Origin of the sequence: Colwellia psychrerythraea 34H (assembly GCF_000012325.1) — a bacterium.
GTDB classification, from domain to species: Bacteria; Pseudomonadota; Gammaproteobacteria; order Enterobacterales; family Alteromonadaceae; genus Colwellia; species Colwellia psychrerythraea_A.
In genome coordinates, this window is record NC_003910.7 from 4,549,768 (window position 1) to 4,565,531 (window position 15,764).

Sequence of the window (15,764 nt, forward strand, 5' to 3'; positions counted from 1 at the left end):
GTAGTGCTTAACGTTATTTAGCGTTCACCAAAAGATTCTGCCAATGTTTTACGCAAAGGTTTCAGTAAATAATTCAACACTGTACGGTCACTTGTTTTAATATCAATCTGAGCTGTCATACCCGGTAAAATATCTAAAACCTTACCCGAAGTCGTTGTCACAGGGTTTGTTTTTGTTGAAACGTGTACCCGATAATAAATCTCTTCACCTTGGCCTTTTTCTTCTTTTAAGGTGTCAGCACTAACATAAACGACCTCACCAATAACACCGCCATAAATAGTGTAATCGAACGGGTCAAAACGTATAGTGGCATTAAGTCCTTTACGCACTTGAGCAATATCTGCAGGACTAATTTTCGCTTCAAGAATTAACTCATCACCCACAGGAATTATTTGCATCAACTCTTCCCCTGCGCGCAAGACTCCGCCGATGGTCGTTACGCGCACATTTTTCACTATGCCTGGTAATAATGCCTTAAAAATACTATCTTCTAATTGTTGTTTACGTTGCGTTAAAACTTGTACATTTTGTGCAATTTCATCTTCAGCTTTTGCTAACTCTGCCCCTGCATCTTCAAGGTAAGTATTTTTTCTATTCAATAATTTAGCTTCACTGTCATTCAAGCTTCTAGCGGCTCTAATAACTTCGGTACGATTCACATCACCTGATGCTGATAATTTTTTAATCAATTCAGACTCTTCTCGCGCTAAATCCACACCCTTTTTTAAAGCCTTTAACTCTTCAGCCAAGGTGGTACTTTTTTGCTCAAATAAAGCACGTTCAACCTTTATCTGCTCAGGAAAGCGCAGTAAATCATCAGCAAAAACTAACGTTTTATTGCCAAGAATTTCTGCACGCAATCGCGTTGCTTTTGCTCTTAATGCAGAAAGGCGAGCATCAACCTCTTTCACTGCAGCGCCAATACGCGTGGTATCTAATGTCGCAATTACCTGCCCTTTAGTAACACTATCCCCTTCTTTTACATATAAATTGGAAATCACTCCCCCATCAACTGATTGAATAATTTGCACACGGCTACTAGCAATCACTTCGCCTGTACCTCGCGCCACTTGGTCAAGTCGAAAGTTTGAAGCCCACAGCACAAAAACAACCAGCCCGATCAATATCCCCCATAACACTAATGAATAGTTACGCAGGTAATAACTCTCTAAACGCGCAGTTGACTCTTGATTATCGTCATCATTGGAAAAAAAACTATCAAATAACATGATTGTCACCTTGATTCACATTAGCCGCGACAAAACCTTTTGGTGTGCGTAATGTTGGAGCATCTCTGCTTGAGACAGTTGCTTTATTTTTCGTAACATTAGACATGATTTTGGACAGAACATCCTCAGGTTTCCCATCATTGATTATCTCACCGTGCTGCATCACAATAACGCGATTCGCCATCTTCGCCGCTAAAGCAGGGCGATGAGTTGAAATAATTAAAATATCATCGGTTTTAACATTGTCTAGCAATGCCTGTAATACTTTTTGTTCCGATTCGTTATCTAAAGTCGCTGTAGGCTCATCCAACAACCATATTTTAGGTTGTGCTAAAAAGGTTCGACCAAGACCAACCAGCTGACGTTGACCACCAGATAATCCTTCTCCACCTTCACTAATGGCTAATTCCATACCTAACGAATCATCCGCAGCAATTTTATCTATACCAAGTTGCTCAGATACCTGTAACAAGTGAGAGTCACTTACCGCGCCAGATAATGCTAAATTGCTACGTAAAGTTCCTTTAAATAAATGCACACTTTGGGGTAAGTAACTGACCTGATCAGCGACAATATTGGGCTCTATTTCCCATAAGTCAGCCTGACCCAATTTAATTCTGCCTTCCGCAGGTTTATATAAACCTGCTAACACTTTAAGTAAGGTCGATTTACCTGATCCTATCGCGCCGAGCAATACAACACGATCACCCGCAGTAAAGGTTAATTTATTAATATTTAATTGCCGTATAGGTGATTCAGGATAGGAAAACATTATCCCGTCTAAACTGATTTTTTTAGGTAACTCATCAGGTAATAATAAATTTTGATCTACGCGGCGCTCCGTGTTCAATAATAATACCTGATTCACCATTTCTAATGCTTGCGCAACATTTTGCCACTGCGAAAAATACTGCACACTTTGTGCAACAGGGGCAATAACACGGCCACCTAAAATACTACAAGCAATCAAGGCCCCCATGGTTAAATTACCTGCTTCAATTTGGCCAACACCAACAACAATAGCACTGATATAAGCAGCAGTAGATAAACTGCCTGTACTAACAGTGGCAAAATTACTGATCGCTTTTTGGCGTATATTATAGCTCGAAATAGTTTGCGTTATCTCTTGCCATTGTGCTGAAAAACGCCATGTTGCATTATTCGCCCGAATAGATTCAGCGCCTTTAATAGCATCAACTAATAACCCTTGACGTTCATTAGAGCGCATCATTTGCTGTTTAAGTAATCGGCGTAATCGTCTTTGTGTCATCCAGCCTAAAGTTAGTGCTATAGGTAATAACATCAGATAAACCCAGCCAATATGGCCGCCAATAAGTGCAATCATACCAATAAAAAATAAGGCGAAAGGTAGGTCTACTAAAGCAAAAACAACCCCTGAACTAAAGAATTGCCTGACCGAATCTAAACCACTCACTTGCGCGGCCAGTGTACCCAAACTACGAGGGCGCTCATCTAACTGCAAATGCATCACATGGTCAAATACTTGTTGTGATACCGCTTTATCTACCGCACAACTCACACTGTCTAAGGTACGTGCACGGATTGTTTTTAAAAACCAATCCAGTACAACGACAATAAACATCCCCATGACTAAGGTAGTTAAAGTGGCATACGCTAAAGTTGGAACCACTCGATCATAAACTTGCATTGCAAAAATAGCCGTTGATACCGCCAAAACATTAATAATAACCGTGGCAACGATAATATCGATTAACCAACGACGATTTTTAAACATTTTACTAAATACAAGTCTAGCGGCAATATTACCCTTTAATGAAAAAATGGAGCTTTGCTCACTTTTTTTTGCGACGCGCAGCCACAAGACAATGCCCGTTTCGAGTTGCTCGTGTGTGCAATGCTCGCTCTCACCTGCCTCATTCGTCACTAATAACTTATTCTCTTTTGCATGTTCAACCAATATCCAGCCCGAGTGCGTAAAAAGCATGGCCGGTAATCGACGTTGATCAAAACGCGTCCACCTGACTTGGGCTGCTTGTATGCCTTTTAATTTTAATGCATTGAAAACAAAGTACAGTCGTTTAATCACCGGCGCTTGTGGCAATTGCGTTTCAGCCTGCTGACAAGCGTTAACTAAAGCACCTGTTTGCACCGAAGTCTCTAACTTATCCAATAAATTTTTTAACACGTTAACAGGCAGCGCTTGTTGTAATAAAGCCTGCTCTAACGTTAATTCATCGACTACATCGGGTGCAGCAGTTTGTGGGGATGCGTTTTCTACAGTTTGCTGTTCTGCGATATGATTACTGTTCATAATGCTTTAATCCTGCGGGATCATCCAAGGTTCCCATTAAGGTCAATAACTGTAACGACAACTGTTGCCAATCACTTGCTATCTGTACGAGTTGTAAACGTAACTCTGTTAGCTCGCGTTGGTTATTAAGTACTTCTACCCATGATTTACGTCCTGAATTATATTGGCGTAAAAACGATGCCATCGTCGCTTCAACTTCATCTACTATATCTTTTTGTGAACGCATTAAGTCTCGCTGCACGCCCCTATTAATCATTAACACATTAACTTGGCGCCTAACATCATTCAAGGCAGATTTCACCTCTTCATCTGCGGCATTTAAACGCGCAGCAGCGGCGTTTACACGCCCTGCACTTACTAAGCCAAGTCCTTCCATATTACTTTCAAATACTAAGCCAGCCCGAGTTTGGTCGACATTTATATCGTTATCTAAAAAATCATACTCAACACGAAAAGAAATGGTCGGCAGTGATGCCACTTTTTCCTGTTTTAAATTTAAACGCACCACCTTAAGTTGCTCACGCTTATAGCGAATATTTGCATCATTTTTCATTACTAATTTATTAACCACCAAACGATCGGGCAAACCTAATAAACTATCATCAATAGCGCCTTCCGTTGAAACCCGTATTTGTGTTAATGCCTGTAACTCAGCTTGAGCCACTAATTCCTCACCCATAATACGTTGTAATCTTGAACGGGCTTGCAGTAAACGCGAGTAAGCTAAGCGGGTATCGGCATTAGAGGCTAACTGACCTTGTTGACGACGAGAAATGCGACCATGTAAGTTTTCATGTTCCTTAATATTCTGTTTTGCCACGGTAATACGTAGTTTAATCCCTTGTATTTTAGCGTAAATTTTTGCGGTATCGCTTATCAACTCACGCTGATTTTGTATTAAGCCCCATTGCTCAGCGGTATAATTGGCGGTCGCTTCATCAATCGCCGTATCTATTTTACCAAAGGCCCACAGCGGTTGATTTAAGCGTAGTGTTCCTTGGTCTGCATCATTATTTAAATTGTTAGCCTGTGCAGACAGCGTGGGGTAGCGTCTCGCTTTTGCACTGTCTATATCCGCCTCATACGAATTAAGAGCCGCTTGTTGGCCCTTTAATGCTGGGTTATGAATGATAACCGCTTGTAACGCGTTTAAAAAATCACGTGGTAAGGTTCGCTTTTTAAGTTGTGTAAAATCCCCCTGTTTAAATAGCGTAACTGATGACATAGTCGAAGTATTATCCTCTATATTAGGAGTATACTGGGCCTGAAACTCTGCTGCCTCTATTGCCATTGATACCAGTACGATTAACGACAACATGAGTAATGACAAGCTAGGCATAGATAAGGAATACCTGCGACTTAACCTGCCATTAGTTGTCCATACTTTTTGCATTTTTTTTTGCATTAAATATTAAGCCTCTGTTCGATTAATAAACACCTCAAGTCTGAATAGTAAGACGTAGTTGTGCTATTTTTTATTGAGAAACTGTCGTTTTCGTCGTAAAAGCATCACTGGTGAAATGTTCATCATAGGTAACGGCATTATTGGCATCATTGGCAGTCGTTCGTTGGTTACCTTTCTTAAACGCCGCTATTTTATTGGTTTCACCTTCTTGCTCGTATGCTTTCAATAAGTTTTGTCGCCATTCTTTTTGCCAAGGACAGCTAGCAACTGCTTTTTCAAAGTGCCTAATACCATCTTGAGCATGGTTTTTAGTCAAATAAACCAGCCCGATCATATAATGACACGCTGCATGACCAGGGTTATGATGTAGCATCTTTTTAAAGCACATTTCAGCATCATCAAGCTTACCCTCTTTGTATAGTGCGACACCGTCAGTTAAAAAACCGGGCTCAGGCAAGGTGAGCAAATCAGTTATAGGGTGTGATACTATTTTTGCATTAGTACCTTTGATTAATGGTGTTAACCGAGTTTGATAACGCAGCCACTTACCTTTTGATGTTTTATAAATAGGTTGTCGTACCTGCCAAACACTGGCTGTTTTCACTGTACGTACTAACTCATTAAATTTAAGTACTTTGGGTTGCCAGTTTACGCCAATATAACTCAACATTTTACGGGCGCAGCCTTCTATGTCGTCAACGACATCTTCATAATTAATTTCTAGAATTTCATCAGGAAAGGTTTGCTGCCAATGATGCATTAACAGATTATGATCGGCTAATTGTTCTCCAATATGCTCTAGATCATAGGCAAAGCCCATACCGCCATGCTTAGCTTGATAATCAGTAAAATAATTCGACATAGCTATGTCGCGTGGGTCGCGACGTACTGAAATGATTTTAGCGTTGGGAAATAAAAATTTAATTAAACCAATATTTTCAAAATTATGCGGCATTTTATCCACCACGTATTTTGATTCTGGCTTAGTTTCAGCGGCGAGTTCTTGTAATTCTTTTAACATATTATTGGCAATACCTGCGATGGTATCGGCATTAAAATCGTCAATACAATCGGGGTATTGTCGACCAGAGCCAGTGTGGCGTTCCCAGCGATTTATCCCTTGTATAACTTGCGGAATAACACCTAACTCACCGGCACCAAAAATATCACTGTGCCCGGATAATATTTGTTCAACCAAAGTAGTACCCGAGCGCGGCATGCCTAACACATATACCGGTATTGTTGATTCAATACCGTAGTTAGGACGATGCTGATACAAGGTTTTGTTAAAACAAGCACGTAATCTTGCACAGTCTTCGCGGTGTTTTTGAGCATTGTATGATAAAAACTTTTTACTGGCGTTATTAGCCTGTTCAGCAAATCTAAAGGCTTTATTATAGTCCTTCTTTTTTTCCCACGCGGCTGCTAATTGGAACAAAATACCGGCGCGCAACGAGCCTTCCATGCTAGGTTTATTGGCCGCGATAGCCATTTTATCTAAGGCTTCTACATCATCAGGAAAACGCCGGACATTAATTAGTGCCGAACACCCTTTCAGTAGGTCAATATCTTTAATACGTTCAAATAAGGCTACTGCTTCATCAATATTCCCCTGCTGCATTTGTTGCTGACCTAATCCTTGCAGTGCCGGTAAAAAATGGCTGTGCTCAGCCAAAATATCACGATAGAGCTTCTCTGAAACTTCAAAATTTTGCTCTTGGCATTCCACTTCAGCTAAAGCATTGTTTGCCTGTGCTTGTTTCATTTTAATCAACACTAAGGATTGTTCATCTGTAATCTCTAGCGCTTCTGCCAAACTGACAGCCCGTACTGCCGCTTTGCGTGCCTTTTTATCAAAACGGTGCAAGCAGGCTGTTGATAACTGCACCCAAAGGTCACTATTTCCTTCATCCTTTTTTAACGCTTTTTGCAGTAAACTAATCGCCTGCATAAAGTGCCCTTGTACCTGCGCTAGTTCAGCAAGTGCCATGCATAGCTCTACGTTATTGTTATACTGCTTTAAGTATTCACGTAGAATATTCGTTGCTTGTTGATGAAAATTTTTTTCCGCTAACACTTGGCTATAGCTTTTAACGTATTGTACTAATACGGCTTCATCATAGTCACCCGCTTGTTGTCGCACACTTAACTGAGTAAGCCATTCTTCAGCAGGGCAAAATAAACCTTGTACTACCCATAGTTGTAATTGCGTAGTGTTCAGTTGAAACCAATATTGCTGGTAAAGCGGATCACCGACCTTATGATAATTAACTAACACTTCTGTTGCGCTATCGAGCTGTTTTTGTGCCTGGTTGAGCTCATTTTGTGCAATATATACGGCCACTAAATTGCGGTGTACGATGAAGCGCTCAGGAGTGATTATTAGTGATTTTTCAAAAAAGTGTTGTGCTTCAGCTAAGCGACCAGAAGCTAAATAACAGTATGCTAAGCGTGCCAGAGCTAATGCATGGTTACCTTGTTCCATCAAGATATCACTTAACATTTTAATGGCGTCATCTATACGCTGCATCACAATTAACACCACAGCCAAATCACAGCGGGCATCGACATCAAGCACGTCAAAATGTTTAAGCGATTGTTGGTATAAGGCTTGGGTATTTTCTTTTAATCCCATATGGGCGTTAGCTGTAGCTAACAAGGGCAATACTGCTGGGTTGCCGCTGTCATACCAAAGTGATTGCGCTAATTCGAGCAAACTAGGGTATTGTTGATTTTCGGCAAGTTGTCGCAACAGAATTAATTCGTTCATCACTACTTCTTCATATTGTTATTAGTTAATTTCTAAGTGAATCAAGGTTTATTCACTTTTATTTAAGCACTATCCCAATAAAACCTTAATAGGACGAATGTATAAAGGCTTTGATTAGCTAAGTTATCAAATTAATGAACAAAGGTTTTATGCCGCTGCCCAGAGCCTAAAACATGATATAACAAAAATATGTCAGCATTACGAACACACTAAACAACGCTGTTTATCAAGCCAACGAACAATGTCGTTGGCGACAAATTATGATCAGTGTTGGTAACAATGGTAACTGGCAACCTTTACCGATGAAGCGCTACGCGAGACCTTGGCTGGTCATTATGCCCACTGGCATGGTATTAGTGTATAACTCGCCGCCTGCCCCAGCGTCTAGCTGCATATTAGGTACTATTCCGGTCCAAATATCAAAAGTGTCGCTTCCTCCGTCTACATTACGAAACAACGTCCCCTCCTGATTAATAACCACGACTGTCGTTGGACCAGCAGCCAATAGGTTTAATGCACTATTCGTTTCGGATACGGAAGTCACCGAAACGTTACCCGCTCCACCTTTTAAATCCAAGCCATTCCCGGCGATTATCACTCGGTCATCGCTGCCCAAATTATCCGCCCCCGACCATAAACCCCATGTCCCATTTGCACTGTTTTCATTAGTGAGTAAAGTACTAACACTCGAATTGACCTTAATGTAGATCGTATAAGTTGTATTACTGTCGAATGTTCGGCTTGAATGGTCCGATGAAGTCCCTCCGACTAAATCAAACACCACGACAGTTTCATTGACCACCACTGCAGTATCTATAGCGAAGTTATCTGATGTAACGGGGTCTGTTGGCACATTTCCTGCTAAATCAGCTATCCCCGTATTGACTACGGTTATAGTATTGCTCGTATCTGTGATCCCATCTGTTGGTGTAAATGTACCGGTCCATGTCACGCCGCTATCACTTGTACTAATTGCCGACAGTGTGCCGTTTGCACTCGTTAAATCAATGTCGTCGTTAGTAAAATTGGTTACCGCCTCACTAAAAGTAATTGTTAAAGTCGCCGTTTCACTTTTAGCTAAGTCTGTATCACTTAATACAACACTGTTAATAATCGGTGCGACTTCATCCAGATCATTAATATCAAGCGTGACGACTTGTTCACTACTGTTATTGCCGGTATCGGTCGCCACCACGATAAAGCTGTAATCGGCTTTGGTTTCATCATCCGGATTGGCCGTTAAGGTCACTGCTCCTGTACTGCTGTTGATGGTAAATAATGCGGCATCATCACCGGTTTTCAAGCTGTACACCGTTGCGCCTATAGCAACATCACCGCTATCGGTTGACGTGACCGTGTACACCACTTGACCAGCACCACTGTTTTCATCAATAGCGGTTGCTGTCGCCGCCGAGGTGATCGTCGGCGCGATTTCATCAAGATCGGTAATATCAAGCGTGACCGCTTTTTCGCTGTTGTTACCGGGCGAATCAGTAGCCACCACGGTAAAATTGTAATCGGCTTTGGTTTCATCATTCGGATTGGCGGTTAAGGTCACCGCTCCCGAAGTGCTGTTGATGGTAAATAAGGCTGCGTCGTCAACGGCTTTTAAGCTATAAAGCGTTGCGCCAGTGGCAATATCACCGCTATCGGTTGACGTGACCGTGTATACTACTTGGCCAGCACCACTGTTTTCATCAATAGCTGTCGCGCTTGAAGCTGAAGTGATCGTTGGTGCAACTTCATCAAGATCAGTAATATCGAGCGTGATCGCTTTTTCGCTGCTGTTACCGGCACCATCACTTGCCACTACGGTAAAGTTGTAATTGGCTTTGCCTTCATCATCCGGATTGGCCGTTAAGGTCACCGCCCCGGTGCTGCTGTTGATGGTAAATAAGGCCGCATCATCTCCACTTTTTAAGCTGTAGGTCGTTGCGTCGGTAGCAATATCACCATTGTCAGTTGACATGACCGTGTAAACCACTTGGCCAGCACCACTATTTTCATCAATAGCTGCCGCTATCGCCGCCGAGGTTATCGTCGGCGCGACTTCATCAAGATCAATAATATCAAGCGTGATCGCTTTTTCGCTGCTGTTACCGGCACCATCACTCGCCACCACAGTAAAGTTGTAATCAGCTTTGCTTTCATCATCCGGATCGGCCGTTAAGGTCACCGCCCCGGTACTGCTATTGATGGTAAATAAGGCCACATCATCCCCACTTTTTAAGCTGTAGGTCGTTGCGCCGGTAGCAATATCACCATTGTCAGTTGACGTGACCGTGTACACCACTTGGCCAGCCCCACTGTTTTCATCAAGTGCGGTCGCGCTTGAAGCTGAAGTAATAATTGGTCCAACTTCATCAAGATCGGTAATATCTAGCGTGATCGCTTTTTCGCTGCTGTTACCGGCACCATCACTTGCCACCACAGTAAAGTTGTAATCTGCTTTGCTTTCATCATCCGGGTTGGCCGTTAAGGTCACCGCCCCCGTACTGCTGTTGATGGTAAATAAGGCCGCATCATCTCCGGCTTTTAAGCTGTAGGTCGTTGCGCCGGTAGCAATATCACCATTGTCAGTTGACGTGACCGTGTATACCACTTGGCCGGCGCCACTGTTTTCATCAAGGGCTATCGCGCTTGAAGCTGAAGTGATTGTTGGTGCAACATCATCAAGATCAATAATATCAAGCGTGATCGCTTGCTCAGTGCTGTTACCAGCACCATCACTCGCGACCACAGTAAAGTTGTAATCGGCTTTGCTTTCATCATCTGGATTGGCCGTTAAGGTCACCGCCCCGGTACTGCTATTGATGGTAAATAAGGCCGCATCATCACTGGCTTTTAAGCTGTAAGCCGTTGCACCCGTGGCAATATCACCGCTATCGGTTGACGTGACCGTGTAGACCACTTGGCCAGCGCCACTGTTTTCATCAAGGGCGGTCGCGCTTGAAGCTGAAGTGATCGTTGGTGCAACTTCATCAAGATCAGTAATATCGAGCGTGGTCACTTTTTCGCTGCTGTTACCGGCACCATCACTTGCCACTACGGTAAAGTTGTAATCGGCTTTGCTTTCATCATCCGGATTGGCCGTTAAGGTCACCGCCCCCGAACTGCTGTTAATGGTAAATAAAGCTGCATCATCACCGGCTTTTAAGCTGTAAACCGTTACGCCCGTGGCAATATCACCGCTATCAGTTGACGTGACCGTATATACCACTTGGCCAGCACCACTGTTTTCATCAAGGGCGGTTGCTGTTGTCGCCGAGGTGATTGTTGGCGCGACATCATCAAGATCAGTAATATCAAGTGTGATCGCTTGCTCAGTGCTATTACCAGCGGCATCGCTCGCCACCACGGTAAAGTTGTAATCGGCTTTGCTTTCATCATCCGGATTGGCCGTTAAGGTCACCGCCCCGGTGCTGCTGTTGATGGTAAATAAGGCCGCATCATCTCCCGCTTTTAAGCTGTAAACCGTTGCACCGGTAGCAATATCTCCGTTATCGGTTGACGTGACCGTATACACCACTTGACTGGCACCACTGTTTTCATCAATAGCTGCCGCTATCGACGCCGAGGTGATCGTCGGCGCGACTTCATCAAGATCGGTAATATCGAGCGTGATCGATTGCTCACGGCTGTTACCGGCGGTATCAGTCGCCACCACAGTAAAGTTGTAATCGGCTCTGATTTCATCATCCGGATTGGCTGTTAAGGTCACCGCCCCGGTACTGCTATTGATGGTAAATAAGGCCGCATCATCACTGGTTTTTAAGCTGTAAGCCGTTGCGCCCGTGGCAATATCACCGCTATCGGTTGAGGTGACCGTGTAGACCACTTGGCCAGCACCACTGTTTTCATCAAGGGCGGTCGCGCTTGAAGCTGAAGTGATCGTTGGTGCAACTTCATCAAGATCGGTAATATCGAGCGTGATCACTTGCTCGCTGCTGTTACCAGCGGTATCAGTCGCCACCACGGTAAAGCTGTAATCGGCTTTGGTTTCATCATCCGGATTGGCAGTTAACGTCACCGCCCCGGTACTGCTGTTGATAGTAAATAAGGCTGCATCATCTCCCGCTTTTAAGCTGTAAGCCGTTACACCCGTGGCAATATCACCGCTATCGGTTGACGTGACCGTATACACCACTTGACCCACGCCGCTATTTTCATCTATAGCGGTTGCTGTCACCGACGAGGTTATCGTCGGCGCGACATCATCAAGATCGGTAATATCGAGCGTGATCGCTTGTTCAGTGCTGTTACCAGCACTATCACTTGCCACTACGGTAAAGTTGTAATCGGCTTTGGTTTCATCATCCGGATTGGCTATTAACGTCACCTCCCCGGTACCACTATTGATGGTAAATAAGGCTGCATCATCACCGATTTTTAAGCTGTAAGCCGTTGCGCCCGTAGCAATATCACCGCTATCGGTTGACGTGACCGTGTAGACCACTTGTCCGGCGCCACTGTTTTCATCAAGGGCTGCCGCTATCGCCGTCGAGGTAATCGTCGGCGCAACTTCATCAAGATCGATAATATCGAGTGTGATCGCTTGCTCAGTGCTGTTACCAGCACTATCACTTGCCACTACGGTAAAGTTGTAATCAGCTTTGGTTTCATCATCCGGATCGGCAGATAAAGTCACCGCCCCGGTACTGCTGTTGATGGTAAATAAGGCTGCATCATCACCGGTTTTTAAGCTGTAATCCGTGCTGCCCGAAGAAACATCATCGCTATCAGTTGACGTGACAGTGTATACCACTTGACCGGCACCACTGTTTTCATCAAGGGCGGTCGCGCTTGAAGCTGAGGTGATTGTTGGCGCAACATCATCAAGATCGATAATATCAAGCGTGATCGCTTGTTCTCTGCTGTTACCAGCGGCATCGCTCGCCAGCACGGTAAAGTTGTAATCGGCTTTGGTTTCATCATCCGGATCGGCCGTTAACGTCACTGCCCCGGTACTGCTGTTGATGTTAAATAGGGCCGCATCATCACCGGCTTTTAAGCTGTAAGACGTTGCGCCCGTGGTAATATCACTGCTATCAGTTGACGTGACTGTGTACACCACTTGTCCGGAGCCACTGTTTTCATCGATTGTGCTAGCCGTGCTTGCTGACGTAATCGTCGGCGCGACTTCATCAAGATCGGTAATATCGAACGTGACTGATTGCTCACTAATGTTACCTGCCGGATCGCTCGCCACTAAGGTAAAATTGTAATCGGCTTTGCTTTCATAATCAGGATTTGCCGTTAAGATCACCGTCCCCGTACTACTGTTGATAGCAAATAAAGATGCATCATCACCCGTTAAGCTAAACCTGGCATTCTCATCATTAGTGACTGCTTGATAAACAACCTGGTGAGTACCACTGTTTTCATCTAAATCAGACGCAAGAGAGCTAGAATCAAAAACTGCGCTAGTGGTATCTACATTAATAAAGGCTGCCGGACTTATAACTTGTTCACTTATATGAGAGGTAACTGCAATACGTCCCTCACCGGCAGCATTAATAACTGAGCCAGGGACTAAAATGGTTGCTACGCCATCTATCAGCTCAGCACCACTAATTTCAACAATATGAAATTGGTTACCCCATTGGATAACAACCGAATCACCAATGTTTACATTGTCTACCTGAACAGCTACACCTGCTTCACTTTCGACTTTATTAACACTGCCCCGCTCCGTATCAATGACAGGAGGTTTAATCAATGCGGCGGCTAAGTCAGCCTTTTCAGCATTCACACCTGCTTCAAATGCCTCCAACCCGTCCTGCAGTAATTCAAATCCAGACTTTGTAAAGGCCAACTCACCATCAGCCTGCGTTTCTATCTCGATTCTTATTTTATTAATGGTCACATCAATACTCAGCATTGATGTTGAATCACTCCCACCCGAGCTTGCTAATGCATTCTCTGTTCCTGATAGCAATGCCAAAATATTACCATATTGCTCGGCGGCATTAAGGCCATCTGAACTGTCATAATCGTCATCTAAAATAGTTGTTACTGGGGCTAATATGTCTTCAACATCAAATAACTTGGAAACCTCAGCGTTTACTGCAACATTTTCTGTTGTTACTTTATTGTCTTCACCAATACCTGCCTGACGCGAAGCAAGCTCAGTTAAAGGAGTAATGCTCATAGTGACATCACCAAAGCCATCAGTGTGTCCCATTGCACGCAGTGACGAATCGCCTAAACTAACAAGTTTCCCAGTAGTTTCATCTATATAATCACCTTCACTACCATTGCTATCGACAACCTTAGCTAATAGTGGTCCTTGATAACCATTATCAATGGTGAAAACAACCGGTCCATCACTAAAATCATGCTCTTTATTTGCCAGTTCATTACCATCTTTATCATACAATGTAATAGTCGCAATTGACTTAAAAGGACCAGCTACTGGATCCAAGGTCACCTGGTAGCTTGGATAATCTTCATCATCACTATCCAACGCTACGGAGCCAAGCACACTAGCACCAAATAAGGCAACACCCCATGTTAAAGGGGACAGTCCTAAAAAATCATTATCCTCTTGTGCTTTTCGAACAATAGGTTCATTGCCCTCAGCGATCACTGGCTTATCCGTACTGCTGATACTCATCCCTTCAGCGGGCGTAAAACTACCATCCGCTGAGAAAGTCGCATTCATCGATTCACTATAAAAACCTTCAACTTGAGCAACAATTACTCCTTCTACCTCTACTGTTAAATCATCATCTTTACGCTTTAACACTAACTCTTGAGGAGCTTGTTGAGTTCCTTCTTTAACTACCGTATAAATTGCACCATTTAATGCGGTCAAAATCTGTAATTCGACCAAAGTAAATGTTTGACGTTCGCCATTTGCTAATTCAACAAGTAAAGTTAACTTTATCATTATATGCCCTTTAAAGCGGCTCTATAGCGTTCAATGTTGTAGGATTGAAATATCTGAATTAATCCATTATTGAATACTATGCTCAACGCATCTGTTTTTATTGTTTTACTGACTCCACTTTCAAGAAATCTACGCCAACCAAAATAACTGCTCACACAATGAAAAGCGATCAGCAGATGATGAATGATGTCATGCTTTTTTAATAAATTTTTACAGGCGTGTGCGCCATCTGTGCAGAGAATTAAATATGTATTTACAATCTGTTCGAGTTTTTCAATTAAAGCGTCATTATTGTGTTTACCAAGCAGATAGTTTGCCGTTTTATCGCTTCGTTCTTTAACAGTGCGTGACTTTTTTTTATCTTTATCAGAGTACTTTTCGTCTTGTTTACTTCGTTTTCTGGGTATATATTTGAAGATATTTTGAGCACCTCCAAATGAGATTGAAAAGAACATCTCATCCGCTTCTGTTTTGTCACTGCCCTCATTAGATCTTGCTTCCGTTTGCGCAGTAAAAAGCCAATGTTCCCATCGAAAAATTGCAGTGCTAACGCAATGTGGAAAGCAAATTACTTCACCTTTAATATTTTCAATCATTGATTCAGTTTGAGTACGATTTAATTTAGCTTTAACCGCATCAAGCAACTCACGTTTTTGTGTGTCGGTAAGATTGAAAAGTGAATGAATAATTTGTCTAAATACGTGGTTGTTCATAAGAAACCATCTCGTCTATATCAACGACATGGTATTAGTTTAGTAGAGACCTACAATTAACGCTAATAGCGTTTTTAAAATTGAAATAGAGGCAGGAGATCATAACTCGAGGTTAAATAACTATAAAAACAACCTAGGGTTAAAGCCAGAATTGAAGTGAAAATAGTAGAAAGTACGAGCCCTATCAAGGATAAAATTAACGAATAAAATTAATTACCTAAGCGGCCTTCAATTCATAAAAAAACCATGTTCTATAAGTACAATTAACAGTTAGAGACGTCGGATTTTTATATGATTATAGTTTTACTAGTGTTGATGGAAAGGTAGATGGTTATTTAATGGCCTAAACAAAGCCTCAAGAGATGGCTCAATATTTTCTAATATGAATAGTATTTGTCAGTTTAATAAAATGAAAGAGATAGATGCTTTATCGTACAAGGGCATTGGCAGTGTTTCACTTAA

6 protein-coding genes are annotated in these 15,764 nt (G+C 42.7%); all 6 read right to left on the reverse strand.

The window, feature by feature from the left end:
- Positions 1–17 precede the first annotated feature (17 nt).
- The 6 genes from CPS_RS19350 to CPS_RS19375 all read right to left on the reverse strand — a co-directional run bounded on the left by CPS_RS19350 (position 18) and on the right by CPS_RS19375 (position 15,302).
- On the reverse strand, positions 18–1,229 hold the full coding sequence (locus tag CPS_RS19350) for an HlyD family efflux transporter periplasmic adaptor subunit (RefSeq protein WP_011045055.1): 1,212 nt from the start codon (positions 1,227–1,229) through the stop codon (positions 18–20).
- Positions 1,219–3,522 (reverse strand): peptidase domain-containing ABC transporter, encoded by a 2,304-nt coding sequence (locus CPS_RS19355; protein WP_011045056.1) that lies wholly within the window; start codon positions 3,520–3,522, stop codon positions 1,219–1,221. Before CPS_RS19355 ends, CPS_RS19350 begins: the two co-directional genes overlap by 11 nt.
- Entirely contained in the window at positions 3,512–4,927 is a 1,416-nt protein-coding gene (locus CPS_RS19360; RefSeq protein WP_101157394.1) for a TolC family protein, read from the reverse strand. The genes CPS_RS19355 and CPS_RS19360 overlap by 11 nt, the downstream gene beginning before the upstream one ends.
- Before the next feature lie 70 nt (positions 4,928–4,997).
- A complete protein-coding gene (locus CPS_RS19365; RefSeq protein WP_011045058.1) occupies positions 4,998–7,697 on the reverse strand; it encodes a tetratricopeptide repeat-containing sulfotransferase family protein in 2,700 nt (899 codons plus the stop codon).
- Between the two features lie 310 nt (positions 7,698–8,007).
- Entirely contained in the window at positions 8,008–14,589 is a 6,582-nt protein-coding gene (locus CPS_RS23030; protein WP_011045059.1) for a beta strand repeat-containing protein, read from the reverse strand.
- Positions 14,589–15,302 carry a hypothetical protein gene (locus CPS_RS19375; RefSeq protein ID WP_011045060.1) on the reverse strand — a complete coding sequence of 238 codons (714 nt, stop codon included), beginning with the start codon at positions 15,300–15,302 and terminating at the stop codon, positions 14,589–14,591. Before CPS_RS19375 ends, CPS_RS23030 begins: the two co-directional genes overlap by 1 nt.
- Between the last annotated feature and the right edge of the window lie 462 nt (positions 15,303–15,764).

Bases quoted from the DNA above. Each gene is read 5' to 3' on its own strand.
- CPS_RS19350 (WP_011045055.1), bottom strand. From the start codon at position 1,229: ATGTTATTTGATAGTTTTTTTTCCAATGATGACGATAATCAAGAGTCA.
- CPS_RS19375 (WP_011045060.1), bottom strand. From the start codon at position 15,302: ATGAACAACCACGTATTTAGACAAATTATTCATTCACTTTTCAATCTT.
- CPS_RS19365 (WP_011045058.1), bottom strand. From the start codon at position 7,697: ATGAACGAATTAATTCTGTTGCGACAACTTGCCGAAAATCAACAATAC.
- CPS_RS19355 (WP_011045056.1), bottom strand. From the start codon at position 3,522: ATGAACAGTAATCATATCGCAGAACAGCAAACTGTAGAAAACGCATCC.
- CPS_RS19360 (WP_101157394.1), bottom strand. From the start codon at position 4,927: ATGCAAAAAAAAATGCAAAAAGTATGGACAACTAATGGCAGGTTAAGT.
- CPS_RS23030 (WP_011045059.1), bottom strand. From the start codon at position 14,589: ATGATAAAGTTAACTTTACTTGTTGAATTAGCAAATGGCGAACGTCAA.